Here is an 18,765-nt window from a genome sequence, read left to right on the forward strand (position 1 = left end):
AGCCAGGTCAAATGGGCTGAACGTTTTTTTGTTTACGCTGTTCGATCACCAGTACAATGCTGATGACAACAAGTAAAAACCACGAACTGATTTTACCAAGATGGACGAGAGACCAAGCATGCTGCTGATTTGGATATTGCCATGCGCCTAAAAAGGTCGTGACATTTTCGGCCACCCAAATAAAAAAGCCAATCAGGAGAAATGAAACAACAAGCGGCATTCGAAAGGAAGATGGACCAACCTGAAACGAAACTGACGTTTTCCGAAACACAACAACAAGCAGACATGTCAGCCACCACCTGACATCATAGAGCCAGTGATGAGTAAAGAAATTGAGATAAATGCACAAACTGATGCCAATTGAAAGAAATGGATGAGGCCAGTCGGCCACTTTTACATGAAGTCGTGAAAGTGCCTGATAAATATAACTAGCCACACTCGCATACATAAAGCCGCTATAAAGTGGAACCCCAAATATTTTTGTATAAGCTTCTTCAGGGTAGGACCAAGAGCCCATATGTACTTTATACACTTCTAAACAGATTCCTATGAGATGAAATAGACAAATGACCTTTAGCTCCGCCCAAGTCTCCAGCCGCAGCGTCAGCATCAGGATCTGAGCTGCGATGCAAAGCAGTAGAATGAAATCATACCGGTGAAGAAAAGGAATAGACACCGTCTTTGATAGGGCAAGCGCCGCAAAGATCATGACGGGGAATAGACATGAGATGGCTTGTAAATAAGCAAAATGAAATAGTGTTTTCATACAAAATTAAACCCCTTTTTACTGTCTGAAATGACTTAGACGGTTTTAGCAAGGGAAAAGTTTACCTCAACTAGATATTCATGAACAATTTGTGAATATATATGTGAAAAAGATCACAAATAACATTTCGAATAGTATAATAAGATCATAAAGAAAATGTGAAATATTTCACATAATTTAAAAGGAGGCATCATCATGTTTACAAAATTCTTACAAACGAATGTATGGGCAGCCGTTATCCTTTTGGCAGCAAGACTTTATATCGGATGGACTTGGCTGACATCTGGTATTGGAAAACTAACAGGTGGATTTGATGCGTCAGGCTATTTGCAATTTGCAATATCTGAACCTGTCGTCAAAGATGGTCATCTAGTGTATCCGTTCTATGTATGGTTTTTAGAAAATGTCGCTTTGCCAAATGCCGGACTATTCAGTGCCATGGTCATGTGGGGAGAAATCTTAGTAGGCCTAGGATTAATTGTTGGATTGTTTACAACAACGGCAGCCTTTTTTGGAAGCGTGATGAATGTCTCTTTCTTACTAGCTGGAACTGTCTCTGTGAACCCGCTGCTTCTGCTCATAGCCATCATTATCATGGCAGCGAAAGGGAATGCAGGCAAATTTGGACTTGATTATGTCGCAGGTCCAGTCCTCAAAAGAACAATGAAAAGAAAGCCGCAGTTAGAAGTGGCATCATAATAAAGAAAAGCATCCTGAGCACAAGCTCAGGATGCTTTTTTATTTAAGAATCGGCTTTAATGAGGTTGATATGCAGGACGGTGAGCTCATGCTGACTCATATCTGGATCATGGCCTACGATAAATTCGAGTTCATAATCACCGGTTCGATACACATATTTTTTCTCTTTTGTCTGAGGAATGGTACTCACTGAATCCGCTGGTCCAAGCTGTTTCTTTAGTAACGAAGGGGTCATACCGCCGATATTTGTTTCTTTTTCTACATTTGTACCGAAATAACGGATTTCATCAATTTTGCCTTTCGCATCATAGTGAAAAGCAAATCCAGGATTCCCCATTTCAGCATGATACAAATCAAAGCTGCTTTGACCTGTTTCTGGATATGGATGTCCGAGCTGATGATGAACGTCTTTTTTTGTTTGAACGCCTATTTTCAGTCCCTTCGCATAGTAGGGCATTTGTCCTTTATGTGCCAGCTTATAAATGCTGTTAAGCGCGGCTTTTGGACCTTGAGGAACGGATTGCTCTGCTGCTGGTTTAATCATGGCGTGTGCTGAGACCGCAGGGCTGAAACCGAATAGGGCCGATGAAGCAAGTGAGGCAGTTACGACAAAAGCTGCTGTTTTCTTCATGATAAATCCCTCCTTCTTCTCCTATACCCGGGGCCATCATGATCAAACGTGAAAAGAACCAGCTGATCAAGGATCGGCTGGTTCTTAGCATGAGAACGTTATTTTGAAGAAGAGTTGGATTCATCTTTGGCGGAAGAGGAATCCTTTTCATCCTGTACTTTCTTTGTATAGTCATAATCGTTGCGGTCAATCGGTGTAAAGCCTTTAGGCTTGTAGAAACGGAGTAAATCTTCGGTGACAATCTTATCAGATGTCTCCAGCATCTTTTTCACCGTTTCATTTTCTTGCGATGCCTTGTCAGTTGGCTCGATTTTCTCGCCTGTTTTGTTGCTGTAATAGTTATTGCCTACTTTCGTGTAGTCCTTAGACACGAAGTCACCGTTTCTAAATGGCACAAGCTCTTTAAAGTTCTTCGATAAGATATCAGAACCAGACATTAAATAGTTCTTCGTATCATCGCCAAGCAGGTGCAGAAGAGTTGGTGCGACATCGACTTCACCAGAGTATTTATGAATCTGTCCGCCTTTTACGCCAGGAACATGGATAAAGAGCGGCACACGCATGAGCTGCGCATTTTCATAATCTCCAATTTTTTGCCCTGTCACTTTTTCCATCGCTTCATTATGGTTTTCAGAAATACCGTAATGATCTCCGTACATAATAACGACGGTATTGTCATAGAGACCTGACTTTTTCAAATCGTTGAAGAACTGTTCAATCGCTTCATCTAAATAATGAGCCGATTGGAAGTAGTTATCGACGACAGAGTCACCGAAATCACCAGGCTCGAAATCAGTATCACCTTCATCCATTCCAAATGGGAAATGGTTCGATAAGGTAATGAATTTCGAATAAAACGGCTGCTTCATGTTTTTAAGAATTGGCATCGATTCTTTGAAGAACGGTTTGTCTTTCAGTCCATAGTTCTTCGTATCCTGCTCGTTCATATCGTAGTACTCAGAATCGTAAAATCTGTCATATCCAAAGGATTTAAACATTTCATTACGGTTCCAGAAGGTTTTCGTATTTCCATGGAATTCTGCTGACGTATATTGATCCTTCTTCAAAATACCAGGAAGTGCTTGATATGTGTTTTGCGCCTTGTTAATAAAAACAGAGCCCTGTGATAATGGGAATAACCCAGTATCCATCATAAATTCAGCATCAGACGTTTTTCCCTGTCCTGTTTGATGGAAGAAGTTATCAAAGTAAAACGTTTTATTGTCGTGTGCCAATGAATTAAGGAATGGCGTTACTTCTTTTCCATTGACCTTATAATCAATGACAAAGTTTTGCAGAGATTCAAGAGAAATTGTAATGACGTTCATGCCTTTCGCTTTCCCGTAATAAGCAGGGTTAGGATCAGCGCTGTTCGCTTTTAAATAGTTCTCTACATCTGTCACGTCATTTGAATTTGCCAGAGCACGCTGGCTGTTTGATTTTACATTTTGAATGGCATCAAACACAGTAAAGTTATAAGCGCCTAAATATTTAACTAAATAATTGCGGTCGAACGATCTTGATAAAAGCTCTGGACGATCGATCTCTGCAGCCACTAAGTTTAAAACAAAGATCACAACAGAGGACACAAGGACGAGTCTAAACGATTTTGACTTTTGAACAGGTACAGTGGCTGTACTTGTTTGCTGCTGCCTTTTCATGCGGACTGCAAGTACGATCAAAATGATTGTATCAATAAAGTAAAACACATCAGTCCAACGCATGAGTGAAAATGCACTATCACCTAATTGTCCGCCATTCGTTCCTGCCTGCATCACTGTAGGCAGCGTGATAAAGTCATTGAAGAATCGATAGTACACGATGTTTGCGTATAGTAAAAAAGACATGAAAAAGTGAATCACAATGATAGCGGCAGGCTGCCATTTTTTCTTGAACAATAAAGCAAAGCCAAGAAAGAACAAGCTGGAGCTAATAGGATTCACGAAAAGCAAAATATGCTGAAGCACATTTGATATACCAAGTTTAAATTCGATTAAATACGCTGAATACGTTTTGAGCCATAGTAAGACGGCTGCAATCAGAAAGAAGCCGAGACCTCTTTTTTGAATAAATGTTTTCATATAAACACTCCTTTTCTCCGTTAAACGGAAGAGGCGGAACGAAAGAAAACGAACCATTAGAATATACCACGAAATGCACAAATAGAAAAGTCATAACCAGTGAAGAGCCTTTGGAAGCCTGTCCGAGCAATAAAAGGAGAGAAAATGAAAATATTCGCCCATCGAAAAACTTTTTATGAAAATCGACCTATTATTGACAGAAAATTCAGTAATTTTCCAGTTGCTATATCAATAAAACAGGTAAAAAGACACAAGTCTAAAGAATTAATTTGATTTCTACAATGGTCATTTAGAGAGTATTTCCATTGTTTCTTAATGTTTATGCAGGTTAAGCAAAAAAAATGAGCCATGGAATGGAACAAAGCGATGGATAAAAATCCCTCTCGAACAATATATCAATATATTTTTGTGTTTCACGAAAATAATGGTTTTCATGTGTTTTTTAAGGGTTTTATTTATTTTAATAAGTGAACAAATTATCTAAATATACTTAAGTGAACATATTGAGACTATAAACTTCTGAATTGGGGTCGATATAGACAGTGACAGGAAATCTTCCATTGAAAGGATTGATAGTATATGACTGTACGAGCAGAGAACCTCGTTCAGAACTGGTTTCCGAGTGAGGACGGAAATGCAGGAGAGCGTAAAGAACTCATCAAATTGATGGAGCAGATCATTTCAGGGTTCGATGACCTGAAAGATCCCAACCGTGCACACCTTAAAGGTGAAAAGAATCGTGGGGAGGACTTTTACAAAAAGCTCACTGAAACAAGTCAAATTCCGATGAACGGCCAGCAAGCGGAACTTGTGAATGAAGAATTACTGAAGCTTTTACATAACCATCCATACCACACCAAGTATTTCTTCACGAACATTTTGCCAATGGCAAGTACACCAGGAATTTTAGGCATGCTGACAGCGATGCTGGTAAACGGAAACAACCTATGGGATGTTTATGGACCAGCAGGTGCGGAAGCTGAGGTCAGAGTGGTCTCAATGATGTCTAAGCTCATCGGATATGATCCAAATGTGAGCGGGGGATACACAACATGGGGAGGTCAAGGAGCGATTTTTTCAGGACTTCGTTTAGCGATCGCAAAAGCTGCGCCGGAGTCACTGCGAAAAGGAGTTCCGCAAAATCTTTATGCGTTTTGTTCTGATGCTGCACATTACAGCCTATTTAAGTCAATGGAAGCAACAGGACTTGGCACAAACAACTTAATCAGAATTAAGACGAATAAAGATCATTCAATGGATATGGAAGATTTGCGTTGTCAAATGGAACGTGTTGCACAGGGTGGCGGGATTCCCGTTTATATTGTTGCAACAACCGGAACAACAGATGCCATTGCAATTGATGATGTAAAAGGGGTACGTGAAACAGCAGAAACGATTGCTGAAAAGTATGATCTGAAGGTGCCGCATATTCATGCAGATTCGGCGCTGGGTGGATTCTTTGCTTTCTTTAATGAGTATGATGTATCGGAAAACCCGCTGCAATTCTCAGACGGTGTTCTTCGTATGCTAAAAGAAATCAAAGCGAAATTCCAGCATCTGTCTCTTGCAGACTCGATGTGCTTTGATTTTCAAAAGCTTGGCCAAACACCTTACACATCCAGTTTATTCCTAGTGAAAAACGCTGCTGACTTAAAGCGTTTGGACCTGGAAGAACAGGAGACACCATATGTTGGCCATAGAGGCTACGGGGAATACCATACGGGTTATACACTGGAATGCTCAAGAATGGGAAGCTCGATCAGTATGCTGAGTGTGCTGTTAACGTTTGGGATTGAAGGCTATCAGCGCTTGCTTGGTCAATTCTTAGAAGTGAACCTTGCCTTCAGAGAAGCACTTAGTCGGGAAATTCCGCAAGCAGAAGTCGTGAATGATGACAACGTCGGAATGGCTACATTATTTAGAATTTACCTAGACGGCTCACCGCGTTTTCAAGAAGAGATTTCTGGCGAAGCGACTTCAATCGAAATTGAGCGGAACAATGAATTGAACAAAATGCTGTTTGAAAAGCTTGGAGAGAAAAGAGATGAGATGTTCTTTGGCGATACAACGAAGTTTTTACTTGTCAACTCGAAAGAAGGCCAAGAATTCTATCTAAGTGTTAGTAAGTTTTTTGTCATCTCACCTTATACGTTACCAGAGCATATCCCTCATATCGTATCTTATTTAAAAGATGTGATTGCATCTGTTTGTGGACAATTTGAAAATGTACATGCTTAAATCAAATCTGAGAGTGGAGATGTAGGAAAAAATGGCGAAACAAAGGAAATTTGGAGGATACACGATATCCTCTAAAATCATGTCAGTCGTTACCGTAACATTACTCGCAACCGTTGCATTATTCGTTCTAACCTTTTATCTAGTGAGCCAGGATTTATCATCCCAGTTATTAAAGCAATTTGATTATCGATTAACAACAGATATTGATACTGCCAAAAAAGAAATCGATAACATCGATGGAAACGTGCTCAGCATTAGCGGGAAGGATGACCCCATTTATGCCGAGATTAAAACGAAATTCACAGAGCTTCAAAAAGATCATACGCTTGAGAACTTATACGTGTTATCTAATAAAGGCGGTAAAGAAAGAATTATCGTATTAACTGGAGAAGACAATGATTTTGACCAGGATTATGCATTCTCAGATGAGATGAAACAAGCTCTTTCTGAAGATAAAATGGTCAAAAGTGATATTTACAAAGATTCATTTGGTACACATAAATCAGTCTTTTTGCCAATCAAGGATTCAGGCGGTGAACTGACAGGGATTTTAGGCATTGATTTAGATGCGTCTGTCGTGCCTCAAACAACGCAGAAGCTGACGATCTATATCACAGTGGCATCTGCTATTGTGCTCATCGGTGGATTGCTCTTCTCCTTTATCATGGGAAGAAGAATTGCGAAACCAGCACGTTCATTGATGGAATCAGCGAACCGAATTGCTGACGGTGATTTAACTGGAATGGTAGAAGTTGAAAGTAAAGACGAGATCGGCCAGCTTGCCGCATCCTTCCAAAAGATGCAGGGGCGGATCAAAGAGCTCATTTCGAAAATCTCACACTCATCTAGTGAAGTGTCGAAAATGTCTTCACAGCTTCGTACGGTGACGAACGAATCGAGTCAAAGTGCGCAGCAAGTATCAGAAGCCATGACGAATATGAGTGAAGGAATCAATGATTCTGTCGCAAATATTACGGATTGTACGACATCCGTTGCTGAGATCGATACGCAAATCGAAGGTGTCACAAAAGAAGTTGATGAAATGAAATCTGTTTCATCTAACGTACAAGAGCAGTCAGAATCTGGTCAAAAATTAGTGAACCATGTGCTTGATCATCTGAATATGCTACATGACAAGATGACCAACTCAAAGCAGGCAGCAGAAGAATTACAATCTCATTCAACGGAGATTGAAAGTGTCATCTCGATTATTACAGACATTTCAGCACAAACGAATCTGCTTGCACTGAATGCTTCCATTGAAGCGGCACGTGTTGGAGAAGAAGGAAAAGGCTTTGCTGTTGTGGCAGATGAGGTGCGCAAGTTAGCTGAGCAATCAGCGGATGCGGCTAAAACCGTTTCAGACCTTGTCATCGGTACACAGGAAAACAGTCAGCGCGTTCTTGAAAGCGTAGAGGAAAGCAGTAAAGCAGTGGAAGAAGGACGTGAGCAAATGGAAGGCACGTCACAAAACTTCGCTTTGATTTACGACGGTGTGTCCCAGTTTTCAAGAAGAACGAACAATTTGCTTGCTTCTATTAAGCAAGTTGAGAAAGCATATCAAACGATTTCTACATCGATTGAGCAAATTTCTGTTGTATCGGAAGAACATGCAGCCAGCTCTCAAGAAGTAGCGGCAGCAACAGAACAGCAAAGTGCTGGTATGCAGCAAATTTCAAGTGCGATTGAACAGCTCTCTGATATGTCGGATGACTTAGCACAAATGGTCTCAACCTTCAAAGTCGACAATAAATAACGAGAAAGGGCTAAAATATTTTAGCCCTTTTTCTCTTTTCAGCGAAGAAGGGACGAGCACCTGAACGCAGGATAGACACCGAATGCGAGGGGTTGTCTAGATGCTGAAGCTGGCTCTTGTGAGAGAGCCAGCTTTTTTGCTATGCTTAATCAAATACTTGCGGCGAAAGGAGAAACGCTATGGATTTTGCGCAGAGATTATCAGAAGAACGGATCAAAAAAGCGATGGATAACGGGGCTTTTGAAGGATTATCTGGCTTTGGGAAGCCTCTGCCAAAAGATGATGCTGCTCATGTACCAGAAGAACTTAGAATGGGCTACCGCATCATGAAAAATGCCGGATTTGCTGGGGAAGAAACAGCGCTGAAAAAAGAACTCATGACTGTCAAAGAGCTGCTTCACTCCAGTATAGACGGAGAGGAGAGAAAAAAGCTGTCTCTCATATGTGAAGAAAAACAAAAACGTCTGGATGAACTTACATCTAAGCGCCAAACTTTTGCCCGTCCAGCTTCCTCCTTTTATAAAAATAAGGTCTACGAGAAATTAACGGAGCATAAAAAAAGATGATGACACGCTGCCTCTCCCTGAGCACATTGAGGGGGCTTTTTTTATGTAAGCGCTACATTTTGTTGTTGACTACATGTATATACAAATATAAAATAAGAATCAAACATGTATATACAAGTTTTTTGGTTCTTTTTTCTTATATAAAAAAACGATCTCGGAGGGGATAGTATGGCTGATTATCAGGCAGCAGCAGATCAGATTGTGAAAGCCATCGGCGGCAAAGAAAATATTGATCAAGCGACACATTGTGTAACAAGACTGCGCTTTGTGCTGAAAGATGAAGGCAGGGTGGATGAGAAAGCACTTGAACAAATTGATGAAGTGAAGGGATCTTTCTCAGCGAACGGTCAATACCAAGTGGTGATCGGTCAAGGGATCGTCAATCGAGTATATGCCGAAATGGTGAAACAGACGGGGATTGGGGAAGCCACAAAAGAGGACGTCAAGCGTGCCTCTGATCAAAAACTAAATCCATTGCAGCGTGCTGTGAAAACGCTTGCGGATATCTTTATACCGATTCTTCCTGCCATCGTCACAGCCGGTTTATTAATGGGGATTAACAATATTTTAACAGCCCCTGATATTTTCTTTGATCAAAAATCGATAGTAGATGTGTATCCGGCATGGGCTGACTTAGCGAATATGATCAACTTAATTGCAGGCACTGCCTTCACCTTCCTGCCAGCATTAATTGGCTGGTCAGCTGTGAAGCGGTTTGGGGGGAATCCGCTTTTAGGAATGGTCCTTGGACTAATGCTTGTACATCCAGACTTGTTAAACGCATGGGGCTATGGAGCGGCTGAGAAGACCGGTGACATTCCTGTTTGGAACTTGTTTGGACTTGAAGTGCAGAAGGTAGGCTATCAAGGACAGGTTCTTCCGATACTCGTTGCCTCTTATTTACTTGCAAAGCTCGAATTATTTATTACAAAACGGACACCTGAAAGTATTCAGCTTTTAGTTGTTGCACCGATTACGTTATTAGTCATTGGATTTTTGTCATTTATCGTCATTGGACCTGTTACCTTTGCAATCGGTAATGTTTTAACATCTGGACTTGTAGCTGTATTCCAGCAATTCGCAGCACTTGGCGGTCTATTATACGGCGGACTGTATGCAGCATTAGTCATTACAGGAATGCACCATACGTTCCTCGCTGTGGATATTCAATTGATTAACTCAAAGCTGCACGGCACGTTCCTATGGCCAATGCTTGCACTGTCCAATATCGCACAAGGATCAGCTGCACTGGCAATGATGTTTGTCTTAAAAGATGAAAAACAAAAAGGACTTTCGCTGACATCAAGTATTTCTGCTTATTTAGGAATTACCGAACCGGCGATGTTTGGGGTCAACCTGCGTTATCGATTCCCATTTATTTTTGCACTGATCAGCTCAGGATTAGCCGGTATGTTTATCGCCTCTCAAGGGGTGCTGGCAAGCTCAGTTGGTGTTGGAGGCATTCCAGGAATCTTCTCCATTATCCCGAAATATTGGGGGGCATTTGCAATTGGAATGGTGATTGTACTCATCCTCCCATTCATCGGTACTCTTTTATATGCAAAACTAAAAAAGAAGAAGGATTTTTCAGAAGAACTTAACTAGTGGTGGTGAAGGAAATTGAATCAGCAATCAAATGAACCATGGTGGAAAAAAGCGGTGGTCTATCAAATTTATCCGAAGAGCTTTTTAGATACAACGGGCTCTGGTACAGGGGATATCAATGGCGTGACGAAAAAGCTTGATTACATCAAAGAGCTTGGGGCGGATTGTATTTGGCTCACGCCAATGTATGAGTCCCCGCAGCATGACAACGGCTATGATATTAGTGATTATACAAAAATCCATGACATGTACGGCACAATGACAGATTTTGAACGCATGCTGAAGGAAGCGCATGAGAGAGGAATACGAGTCATCATGGATCTAGCCGTTAACCATACATCCATTTTCCATGAGTGGTTTCAAGCCTCGCGTGAGTCAAAGGATAACCCTTACCGAGATTATTATATTTGGAAGGAGCCAAAAGCGGACGGATCTCCTCCGAATGATTGGCAGTCGAAATTTGGCGGCCCAGCCTGGGAGCTAGACGAAGTAACAGGAGATTATTATCTCCATTTATATGATGTCACTCAGGCGGATCTCAATTGGGAGAAGGATGAGGTGCGCAGGAAAGTATATGACATCATGCACTTTTGGTTTGAAAAAGGAATTGATGGGTTCAGGCTGGATGTCATCAACAACATTTCAAAGGATCAGCGCTTCTTAGATGATGCCGGACAATCTGTGCAAGGCGACGGCCGCATGTACTATACGGACGGGCCGAGAATTCATGAATTTCTGCATGAAATGAACCAGGAGGTTTTTTCGAAATACGATAGCATGACAGTTGGAGAAATGTCTTCAACGAATATCGCAGACTGCATTCGGTATACAAGACCTGATCGGCAGGAGCTGGATATGACGTTTAACTTCCATCATTTAAAGGTGGATTATCCAAACGGCGAAAAGTGGGCGATCGCACCATTTGATTTTCAAGAATTAAAGTCGATTCTGTCTGAATGGCAGACGAAAATGCATGAGGGCGGCGGCTGGAATGCGCTGTTCTGGTGCAATCATGATCAGCCGCGTATCGTCTCAAGATATGGTGATGATGACACGTATCATCAGCAATCAGCGAAGATGCTGGCGACCACGATTCATCTGATGCAGGGGACTCCTTATATTTATCAAGGTGAGGAAATTGGCATGAAGAATCCTCGCTTTGAGGACATTTCGTCTTACCGTGATATCGAATCACTCAATATGTACGAAGTCATGCTTGAAAAGGGAAAATCAAAGGAAGAAGCACTCGCCATTTTACAGGTCAAGTCAAGAGATAATGCGAGAACTCCAATGCAGTGGACCTCAGAGAAGAATGCAGGCTTCACAACAGGAACGCCTTGGATTGAGCCAGCCGATAACGACATTTCGGTCGAAGCTGCGTTAAAAGACCGGACGTCCATTTTCTATCATTACCAAGCCCTTTGCAGACTGCGTAAAGAACTTGATGTGATCACATATGGCAGCTTCTCCTTACTTTTAGCAGAAGATCCAAAGATTTTTGCTTATGTTAGAGAAAGCAAGAATGAGAAGCTCCTCGTGATCAACCACTTTTATGCAGGGGAGGCGGACTTTACGCTTCCTGATGAGCTTGTGCAGGCTGTAGATGAGATGGAGGGGCAAGTCCTGTTATCCAATTATGAGGATGTGCCGGCACATATCAAGGGATTTACGTTGCGCCCATATGAGTCAATCGTTTATCATTTAACCAAACGCTAGAAAATGGGGCGGAGGGAAAATGAAAGAGAATAAGTTTCGAGTGATTTATGATCAGCTCGCAAGACGAATTGAGCAAGGTGAATGGCAGGATAAAGGCATCCTTCCATCAGAGCATGAACTTTCTATCATGTACGACACGTCCCGGGAGACGGTGAGAAAGGCATTAAATATTCTTGTGCAAAATGGCTATATTCAAAAAATCCGCGGGAAAGGCTCTGTATTGCTGAATCGGGAGAAAATGCAGTTTCCTGTATCAGGTCTTGTCAGCTTTAAAGAGCTTTCCCAAACGCTTGGCCGAAAGACGGTCACAACAGTTCATGAATTTGGTTTAATCAAACCGGATCAGTATATTCAGTCTCAGCTGAAAATTGATGAACAGACAGACGTCTGGAAAGTCATTCGATCTCGCAATATTAGCGGGGAAGAGGTGATTTTAGACAAGGACTACTTTTTGCAAAAGCATGTCGAAGTATTGTCTAAAGACATATGCGAAGGATCAATCTACGAGTATATTGAGGGAGAACTCGGTGTATCGATCAGCTATGCTCAAAAAGAATTTGTGGTAGAGCCATGTACAGAAGAGGACGCCAAGTACCTTGATTTGAAGGGATTTGACCATGTCGTTGTGGTAAAGAATTATGTGTTCTTAGAGGATACGAGTCTATTTCAATACACAGAAAGCCGTCACCGATTAGACCGCTTCAGATTCGTCGATTTTGCTAGAAGAGAAAAAATGGACAGAGCCTAGGCTCTGTCCTTTTCAGGTTATGGGAAAAGTAGATGACGAATAGATCACTACTTTCTGGGGGAAAGATGATGAGAGTAAATAGACCATTAAAATTAAGAGATTTAGAAATATTCAGTGTGATGAAAGATCAGCAGATTTTATGTTATGTCATCATTGAAGATACGCGAAAACCGTTTACGGCAGAAGACAGAAAGCTGGAACCTTTATGTTATATGGATGAAGAAGATATACAAGCGTATTTGAATGTTTTTCATATTTCCATTATCAATGATGAAAAATTAAGTGAAGAGGATTTAACTCTTGTAGAAGATTATTTTGCAGACTTTGTGAATAATACAAACTTAACGAATTTTATTATAAGAAATTATGTTCAAGAGGATTTATATGCCGTCGATGATGAAGATGACATCACGTTCTTCAATAGAATGCTGCGTCATATAGGATCAGATGAGGTGAAACAATTTGATAAACGCAATTGGATTTATTTATCCCAAGATTGAGATGAGAAAAGACAGAGCATAGGCTCTGTCCTTTTCTTTTAGGATGATACATTTTTTCTTGTACGCTTGCGCTGGTAGTAATATAGGATACCGCCTGAGGCAAGCATGAGTACGCCAATCAATACAGCTGTATACATCATTGTTGCTGTATTCGGGAGTGTGCCGCCTGGGAGTCCGGTTCCATCTTGGTTTGGATCTGTACCTGTACCTCCGCCTGGCGCTGATGTACCGCCGTCTCCGCCAGTTTGATCTGGCGTTGTTCCAGCTGCCCCGCTTTGGTTGAGTACGGTATATTCGCTGAAGTGTTCAGTTTGACCTGATACGACACCATTTTCGAACGATCCGTTACTTGTTTTTGCATAACGGTTTTTCTTGCGGTCTACATAATATACACCAGGTTTCTTCGCCTTTTGAGGCTCATCTAATGTAAAGGATAGTGTGACAGAATCTTTAAAGGTAGAAACCTTTTTCTGATCTTGTTTGATTTGGAAATCATACGTATCCGTTAATGCATTTTTCACCTTATCCGTCTTTGTCATCCATATATCTGCGCTTTTCTCGGACAAGTTAGAGAGCGGTAATGCGAGTCCCACTTTGTCATGATAGATGGTGACGTTTGGATCTTGCTCTCTTTTCTTCAGCTCGGCTACCTGCGCTTTTGATAGAGACAATTGAACGTTTTTCGCTTCGCTCGCTTTGTCTAAATAGAGCAATGCTTTGTTTGTATGCTGCACATACGTTTGGAATTTCTCATCATCTTGAATGTCATAGGTGCCTTTTCCTTTCGCACGCGGAAGGAACACTTCTTTCACCCTGTGATCGATGACAGGAGAAATATGCCCGCCGTCTGCCTGTTCAATTTGCTCTTTGAAGATTTCATAGTCAACATAGCCTAAGTCTTCGCCGTGAGAGGCTTCTGTAAAGACACTGTAGCCATCTCCGCCTGTGCCAACAAATGCGTTTGTTGCCACGCGGTATGTTTTCTTATCATCAATGTCTGTTAGTTTGCCGTTTTCGTCTTTCAGTTTGACATCAATGAGTCTGCTGCCAGCTGGTTTACTCAGTGTAAACGTATATTCAATGCCGGCTACATGAGGGAATGCGCCGCCGCCTTCCTCAATGCCTGAAAGCCCTTGTTCGAGTGCTTTCTTAATTTGGCTGCCTTTTAGATCTGCGACATAGAGTGTGTTTCCAAATGGCATGACCGTTAAAATATCACCTAAAGTGATATCTCCTTTTTCAATGCTGCCTCGAATTCCGCCGCCGTTTGTGATGGCAAGATCAGCACCAGCAGATTCTTGCGCTTTCTTCAGCATGCCGTCAGCAATAAAGTTCCCAAGGTTCGTTTCCTTTGCACGGACATGCTCGCGTTGTCCATCTAAGAGGACATCAGCAGACCCGACTTTTTCCGTTTTTAAATCTTGAATATCTGCCTTGTACTGATCGAGGATCGCTTTTGCATCAGCATCTTCTTTGACAGAGTCATCGATGGTGATGAGATCAAAAGAAGATTCCTTTGGCTGTACGACTCCTTTTTGATTAAAGGCCACGTCTACTTTTCCTAAAAATTGTCCGTAGTCTTTTACCTGTGCGACAATCGTTGGTTCTTTCTTATTGACGACCTTTAATTTTTCAACAAGGGTGTGCGTGTGACCGCCAATGATTAAATCAATACCATCTACTTTTTGAGCAAGCTCAAGGTCACGGTTATAGCCAATGTGTGTTAAAGCAATGATTTTGTTGATTTTTTCTTCTGTTTGAATCGTGTTAACTGTTTCTTTTGCTTTCTTGTATGCATCCTTGAATTGAATGTTGGGACCGCTGCTGGATGTAATGGCCGTGTCTTCAGTGGTTAAGCCGAATACAGCCACCTTTTCACCGTTTACATCAAGCAGGATGTATGGGTATATCCCAGCTTCTTTTTTCTCACCAGCTTTAAATGTCGCTGGCTTTTTCACTAAGCCGCTCAATTGTTTTTCCTTAGAGACATCAACGTTTGATGACACAATTGGGAATGCAGGCTTTTCAAATTGGTGACGGTTTTTCGCATCTACATCTGAAGCATCACCCGTCAGGAATTGACGAAGAACAGAAGGACCTTTGTCAAATTCATGATTACCAAACGTCATGGCATCATATTTCATTAAGTTCATTAGTTTTAGGTCGGCAAGTCCTTGCCATTTTGTGAAATATAGGTCACCAGAGAAGACGTCTCCAGCATCTAATAAAATGTTGTTTTTGCTTTCGGCTCGAACTTCTTTAATCTTTGTTGCACGTCTTGCTGCATCATCAAGGTGGGCATGTGTATCGTTTGTATGCATCACCGTTAAATTCCAGTTGTCTGATGCAGGCGGTTCTGTTGTGCCATCCTCTTTAAAGGCTAGCTTGTACACGCCAAGACCATCTGTGCTGGCGTTACGAACAAAGTCTATGCTGCTTGATTTTTCAGCAAACGGCTTAGCCATAAGAGAAGATTCGAATGTGACTGTTGCGCCTTTGATTGGTGCAATGGACCAGTTTTGATCCGCACTTGGGTTGATGGTTTTTTGTTCGATAATATAATCCATCAGTACTTGGCGGTTCTCATCAGCTGAGGCAAGCACCACTTTATCTTGCGTCAGATGCGGGAAGCCTCCGCCGCCAGAAGCTCGATAGTTGTTCGTCACGACTAAAAATTCTTGATTGTCAGAGACTGGTTTCCCGTTGTAGGACAGGTTTTTAATGCGGTTTGCATTTGCATTGACAAGGGTGCCTGTTGTACTGTACTTAGCAGGCTGCGTCACATCGACTTGATAGGTGATACCATCGATCACATCAAAGTTATACGAGCGGTATTCTTCGTTTAAAATAGGCTGTTCATTTGATTCGTTTGGTTTGATTTGATTAAACTGTCCGGCAGACATCTCGAGCCAGTCTTTTACTTCACTGCCTTTGAGTTTAACAATCTGCACGGTGTTATCGTAAAGGTAGAGATCGCCGATATTTTTAATCGCTAAATCACCTTTTGCGATATTCGTATAATAATTCACACCGTTTCGACCGCCGGCTTTAAACGGGGCGCCTGCAGATAAAATCGGTAAGTTTTTGTACGCGGTATCCTTCATTTTTTCTTGTGCATACCATTTTTGTGCATCTGTCACAATTTGAATAGAAGGGTCATCCATCACTTGAGCAAAAAAGCTGTTAATGTCTGCTTCTGTTTTACCGACAGGTTTTCTCACATAATCAAGTGTGTTTTGATGCGTTGTTTGAATGGCATCTTTCACAGTGCTGTTTTGAGAAGTGACTCCTGCAACAGGTTCAATCTTTCCTGTTCCGTCTGTGACCTTCCATTTGCTGCCGTCAGGCTCTAATGTTAAATCAATGACTCCGAGGTAGCTTCCCCAGTTTTTTGACATGACGACTGGAATACCGTTGATGGTTCCTTTTGAGACATCGAATTTGTCGACGCCGCTATATTCAGCGCTTGGGAATGTGCCGTGCTGGTGGCCGGACACGATCGCATCGATGCCTTTTGTTTTCGTGGCAAGATCAAAGATCATATTTTCTGACCCTTTAGGCGAAGCGGTTTTTTCAATTCCTGTATGGGCAAGAGCGACGATGATATCTGCCCCTTTTTCCTTCATTTCAGGAATGGTTTCATTGGCAGATTCGACGATATCCTGCACTTGAACTTGTCCATCTAAATGTTTCTTATCCCACGTCATAATTTGCGGTGGAACGAATCCTATGTAACCGACTTTTACAGTTTGTGAAGCTCCGTTTGCATCTTTAAAGGTTTTATCTTGGATCACATAAGGCGTAAAACGGTGTTCTCCATTTAACTTTTTGACGTTCGCATTGACAATCGGGAAGTTAGCGCCGGCAATGGTACCATCAAGAAATGATAATCCGTAGTTAAATTCATGATTGCCAAGTGTTCCTGCATCGTATTTTAGTTTGTTGAGTGTATGAATAATGGGGTGAACCTTTGTTTGATTGATGATACTGTCTTTCTCATTTTTGTAAACGTATTCTCCAAGAGGGGTTCCTTGAATCAGGTCTCCGTTATCAACAAGGAGTGTATTTGGATTTTGTGACCGGTGCTTTTCAATCAGCTCGGCTGTTTTTGCTAAGCCAAACTCATTTGTTTCTTTGTCACTGTAATAATCATAATTCATCATGTTCGCATGAACATCCGTTGTGGCTAAGATGCTGACTTTTACGGCATCGCCGTTTTCTATTGCTGCATGAGTAGGTACTGCTGGGAGAATGAGACTAATCATCATAATGGAAGTGAGCAGAATAGACAGGTTTTTCCTTCGTTTAGACCTATGTGCTTGCTTCTTCACCTGATCTCCGCCTTTCAAATTTTTTTGACCACAATACCTATTGTAGAAATGTTTCGTTAACTTTTGTAGTTATTTTTTGCAGATTATTGTAAAGATAACATAAATCATACGAATTACCTTGTTGAGGGAATATAAATAAGTCTAAATGCTTATTTTCATCATAAGGGGTTTTCTGATCGGGATAGGATGTTTGATTTCAATGTACCCGGGTATAGTGTGTAGTGTAACGATAATCAAGCAGGAGGGTTTCTACATGGGTAAGAAAATTGCAGTTGTATTAACAGATTACTTTGAGGATGTTGAATTCACCGAGCCTGCAAAAGCCTTTAAAGATGCAGGCCATGAGGTCACAGTGATTGAAAACGAAAAAGGAAAAACAGTGAAAGGGAAGCAAGGAGAAGCAGAAGTGAGAGTGGATGCGTCCATTGATAACGTGAAGCCTGAAGACTTCGATGCACTTCTGATTCCTGGCGGGTTCTCCCCAGACATTCTGCGTGCAGATGATCGCTATGTCCAATTCACAAGAGCATTTATGGACGAGAAAAAACCAGTATTTGCGATTTGTCACGGACCGCAATTGCTCATTACAGCGAAGACGCTGGAAGGCAGAGGCGCGACTGGCTATACATCCATTCAAGTAGATATGGAAAACGCAGGCGCAAAATTCAAAGATGAAGAAGTTGTCGTTTGTCAGGATCAGCTTGTGACAAGCCGTACACCTGATGACATTCCAGCATTTAACCGTGAATCATTAAAACTGCTCGCAAAATAAGCAGTTTTGACAGGATAAACAAAGCCAGCACCTTGCGGGGTGCTGGCTTTTTCTGCGCATGGATGGAAGAAAGCGGCGTAAACCGCAATCCAGTTTCCTTTGCACGATTATTTTCTTAAGTTTTTTAGCTCGCTTGCGATGGCTTGCATTTCACTTGGGCTGAATGAAGATTTTTTCATCACCATTTGGTGTAGAAATTCAATATCTTCGTACTTGTCTGGACTGAAGTCCTCGGCTTTGATGACTCCAATGTTCAGCATATTTAACTTTTGCGAAATGTCTTCAATCAGCTGATTGACTTCAGCCGCTTTTTGCTCTGACAAGGGCGGCACGTCCTTTCCTGCATATGTGTTGAA

The 18,765-nt window shown here is 41.6% G+C and carries 14 protein-coding genes; 9 read left to right on the forward strand and 5 right to left on the reverse strand.

Annotation, left to right across the window (positions count from 1 at the left end; all coding sequences use genetic code 11):
- Positions 1 to 7 precede the first annotated feature (7 nt).
- Positions 8 to 766: a DUF817 domain-containing protein gene (locus BA81_RS16090; RefSeq protein ID WP_034283674.1), complete on the reverse strand. Its 759-nt coding sequence runs from the start codon at positions 764 to 766 to the stop codon at positions 8 to 10.
- Between the two features lie 195 nt (positions 767 to 961).
- On the opposite strand from BA81_RS16090, the gene BA81_RS16095 reads away from it, so the two are divergent.
- Entirely contained in the window at positions 962 to 1,465 is a 504-nt protein-coding gene (locus tag BA81_RS16095; RefSeq protein WP_034283676.1) for a DoxX family protein, read from the forward strand.
- Positions 1,466 to 1,508: 43 nt separating this feature from the next.
- On the opposite strand, the gene BA81_RS16100 is transcribed toward BA81_RS16095, so the two are convergent.
- Complete coding sequence (locus BA81_RS16100) at positions 1,509 to 2,096, reverse strand: YjgB family protein (RefSeq protein ID WP_034283677.1); 588 nt, start codon at positions 2,094 to 2,096, stop codon at positions 1,509 to 1,511.
- Between the two features lie 98 nt (positions 2,097 to 2,194).
- A complete protein-coding gene (ltaS, locus tag BA81_RS16105; RefSeq protein ID WP_034283678.1) occupies positions 2,195 to 4,177 on the reverse strand; it encodes a lipoteichoic acid synthase in 1,983 nt (660 codons plus the stop codon).
- Positions 4,178 to 4,756: 579 nt separating this feature from the next.
- Here ltaS and BA81_RS16115 point away from each other — a divergent pair.
- The 7 genes from BA81_RS16115 to BA81_RS16145 all read left to right on the forward strand — a co-directional run bounded on the left by BA81_RS16115 (position 4,757) and on the right by BA81_RS16145 (position 13,306).
- Entirely contained in the window at positions 4,757 to 6,415 is a 1,659-nt protein-coding gene (locus BA81_RS16115; RefSeq protein ID WP_034283682.1) for a pyridoxal phosphate-dependent decarboxylase family protein, read from the forward strand.
- A gap of 31 nt (positions 6,416 to 6,446) precedes the next feature.
- On the forward strand, positions 6,447 to 8,171 hold the full coding sequence (locus BA81_RS16120; protein ID WP_034283683.1) for a methyl-accepting chemotaxis protein: 1,725 nt from the start codon (positions 6,447 to 6,449) through the stop codon (positions 8,169 to 8,171).
- 179 nt (positions 8,172 to 8,350) lie between these two features.
- A complete protein-coding gene (locus BA81_RS16125) occupies positions 8,351 to 8,737 on the forward strand; it encodes a DnaJ family domain-containing protein (protein WP_034283684.1) in 387 nt (128 codons plus the stop codon).
- Between the two features lie 168 nt (positions 8,738 to 8,905).
- Positions 8,906 to 10,342: a PTS system trehalose-specific EIIBC component gene (gene treP, locus BA81_RS16130; protein ID WP_034283685.1), complete on the forward strand. Its 1,437-nt coding sequence runs from the start codon at positions 8,906 to 8,908 to the stop codon at positions 10,340 to 10,342.
- Positions 10,343 to 10,357: 15 nt separating this feature from the next.
- A complete protein-coding gene (gene treC / locus BA81_RS16135) occupies positions 10,358 to 12,058 on the forward strand; it encodes an alpha,alpha-phosphotrehalase (protein ID WP_034283686.1) in 1,701 nt (566 codons plus the stop codon).
- 19 nt (positions 12,059 to 12,077) lie between these two features.
- Complete coding sequence (treR, locus tag BA81_RS16140) at positions 12,078 to 12,806, forward strand: trehalose operon repressor (RefSeq protein ID WP_034283687.1); 729 nt, start codon at positions 12,078 to 12,080, stop codon at positions 12,804 to 12,806.
- A gap of 65 nt (positions 12,807 to 12,871) precedes the next feature.
- On the forward strand, positions 12,872 to 13,306 hold the full coding sequence (locus BA81_RS16145; RefSeq protein ID WP_034283689.1) for a hypothetical protein: 435 nt from the start codon (positions 12,872 to 12,874) through the stop codon (positions 13,304 to 13,306).
- Between the two features lie 38 nt (positions 13,307 to 13,344).
- Here the strand turns inward: BA81_RS16145 and BA81_RS16150 are convergent, their stop codons facing one another.
- A complete protein-coding gene (locus tag BA81_RS16150) occupies positions 13,345 to 17,637 on the reverse strand; it encodes a multifunctional 2',3'-cyclic-nucleotide 2'-phosphodiesterase/3'-nucleotidase/5'-nucleotidase (RefSeq protein ID WP_034283690.1) in 4,293 nt (1,430 codons plus the stop codon).
- Between the two features lie 253 nt (positions 17,638 to 17,890).
- On the opposite strand from BA81_RS16150, the gene BA81_RS16155 reads away from it, so the two are divergent.
- Positions 17,891 to 18,409 (forward strand): type 1 glutamine amidotransferase domain-containing protein, encoded by a 519-nt coding sequence (locus BA81_RS16155; protein ID WP_034283692.1) that lies wholly within the window; start codon positions 17,891 to 17,893, stop codon positions 18,407 to 18,409.
- Positions 18,410 to 18,516: 107 nt separating this feature from the next.
- Here BA81_RS16155 and BA81_RS16160 read toward each other — a convergent pair whose 3' ends face one another.
- Complete coding sequence (locus tag BA81_RS16160) at positions 18,517 to 18,732, reverse strand: DUF1128 domain-containing protein (RefSeq protein WP_003214000.1); 216 nt, start codon at positions 18,730 to 18,732, stop codon at positions 18,517 to 18,519.
- Between the last annotated feature and the right edge of the window lie 33 nt (positions 18,733 to 18,765).

This window comes from Bacillus safensis FO-36b (assembly GCF_000691165.1).
GTDB classification, from domain to species: domain Bacteria; phylum Bacillota; class Bacilli; order Bacillales; family Bacillaceae; genus Bacillus; species Bacillus safensis.

Excerpts from the sequence above, each read along its gene's own strand:
- BA81_RS16090 (WP_034283674.1), bottom strand. The coding sequence starts at position 766 with ATGAAAACACTATTTCATTTTGCTTATTTACAAGCCATCTCATGTCTA.
- BA81_RS16145 (WP_034283689.1), top strand. The coding sequence starts at position 12,872 with ATGATGAGAGTAAATAGACCATTAAAATTAAGAGATTTAGAAATATTC.
- BA81_RS16095 (WP_034283676.1), top strand. The coding sequence starts at position 962 with ATGTTTACAAAATTCTTACAAACGAATGTATGGGCAGCCGTTATCCTT.
- ltaS (WP_034283678.1), bottom strand. The coding sequence starts at position 4,177 with ATGAAAACATTTATTCAAAAAAGAGGTCTCGGCTTCTTTCTGATTGCA.
- BA81_RS16155 (WP_034283692.1), top strand. The coding sequence starts at position 17,891 with ATGGGTAAGAAAATTGCAGTTGTATTAACAGATTACTTTGAGGATGTT.
- BA81_RS16125 (WP_034283684.1), top strand. The coding sequence starts at position 8,351 with ATGGATTTTGCGCAGAGATTATCAGAAGAACGGATCAAAAAAGCGATG.
- BA81_RS16100 (WP_034283677.1), bottom strand. The coding sequence starts at position 2,096 with ATGAAGAAAACAGCAGCTTTTGTCGTAACTGCCTCACTTGCTTCATCG.
- BA81_RS16115 (WP_034283682.1), top strand. The coding sequence starts at position 4,757 with ATGACTGTACGAGCAGAGAACCTCGTTCAGAACTGGTTTCCGAGTGAG.
- treP (WP_034283685.1), top strand. The coding sequence starts at position 8,906 with ATGGCTGATTATCAGGCAGCAGCAGATCAGATTGTGAAAGCCATCGGC.
- treR (WP_034283687.1), top strand. The coding sequence starts at position 12,078 with ATGAAAGAGAATAAGTTTCGAGTGATTTATGATCAGCTCGCAAGACGA.
- BA81_RS16120 (WP_034283683.1), top strand. The coding sequence starts at position 6,447 with ATGGCGAAACAAAGGAAATTTGGAGGATACACGATATCCTCTAAAATC.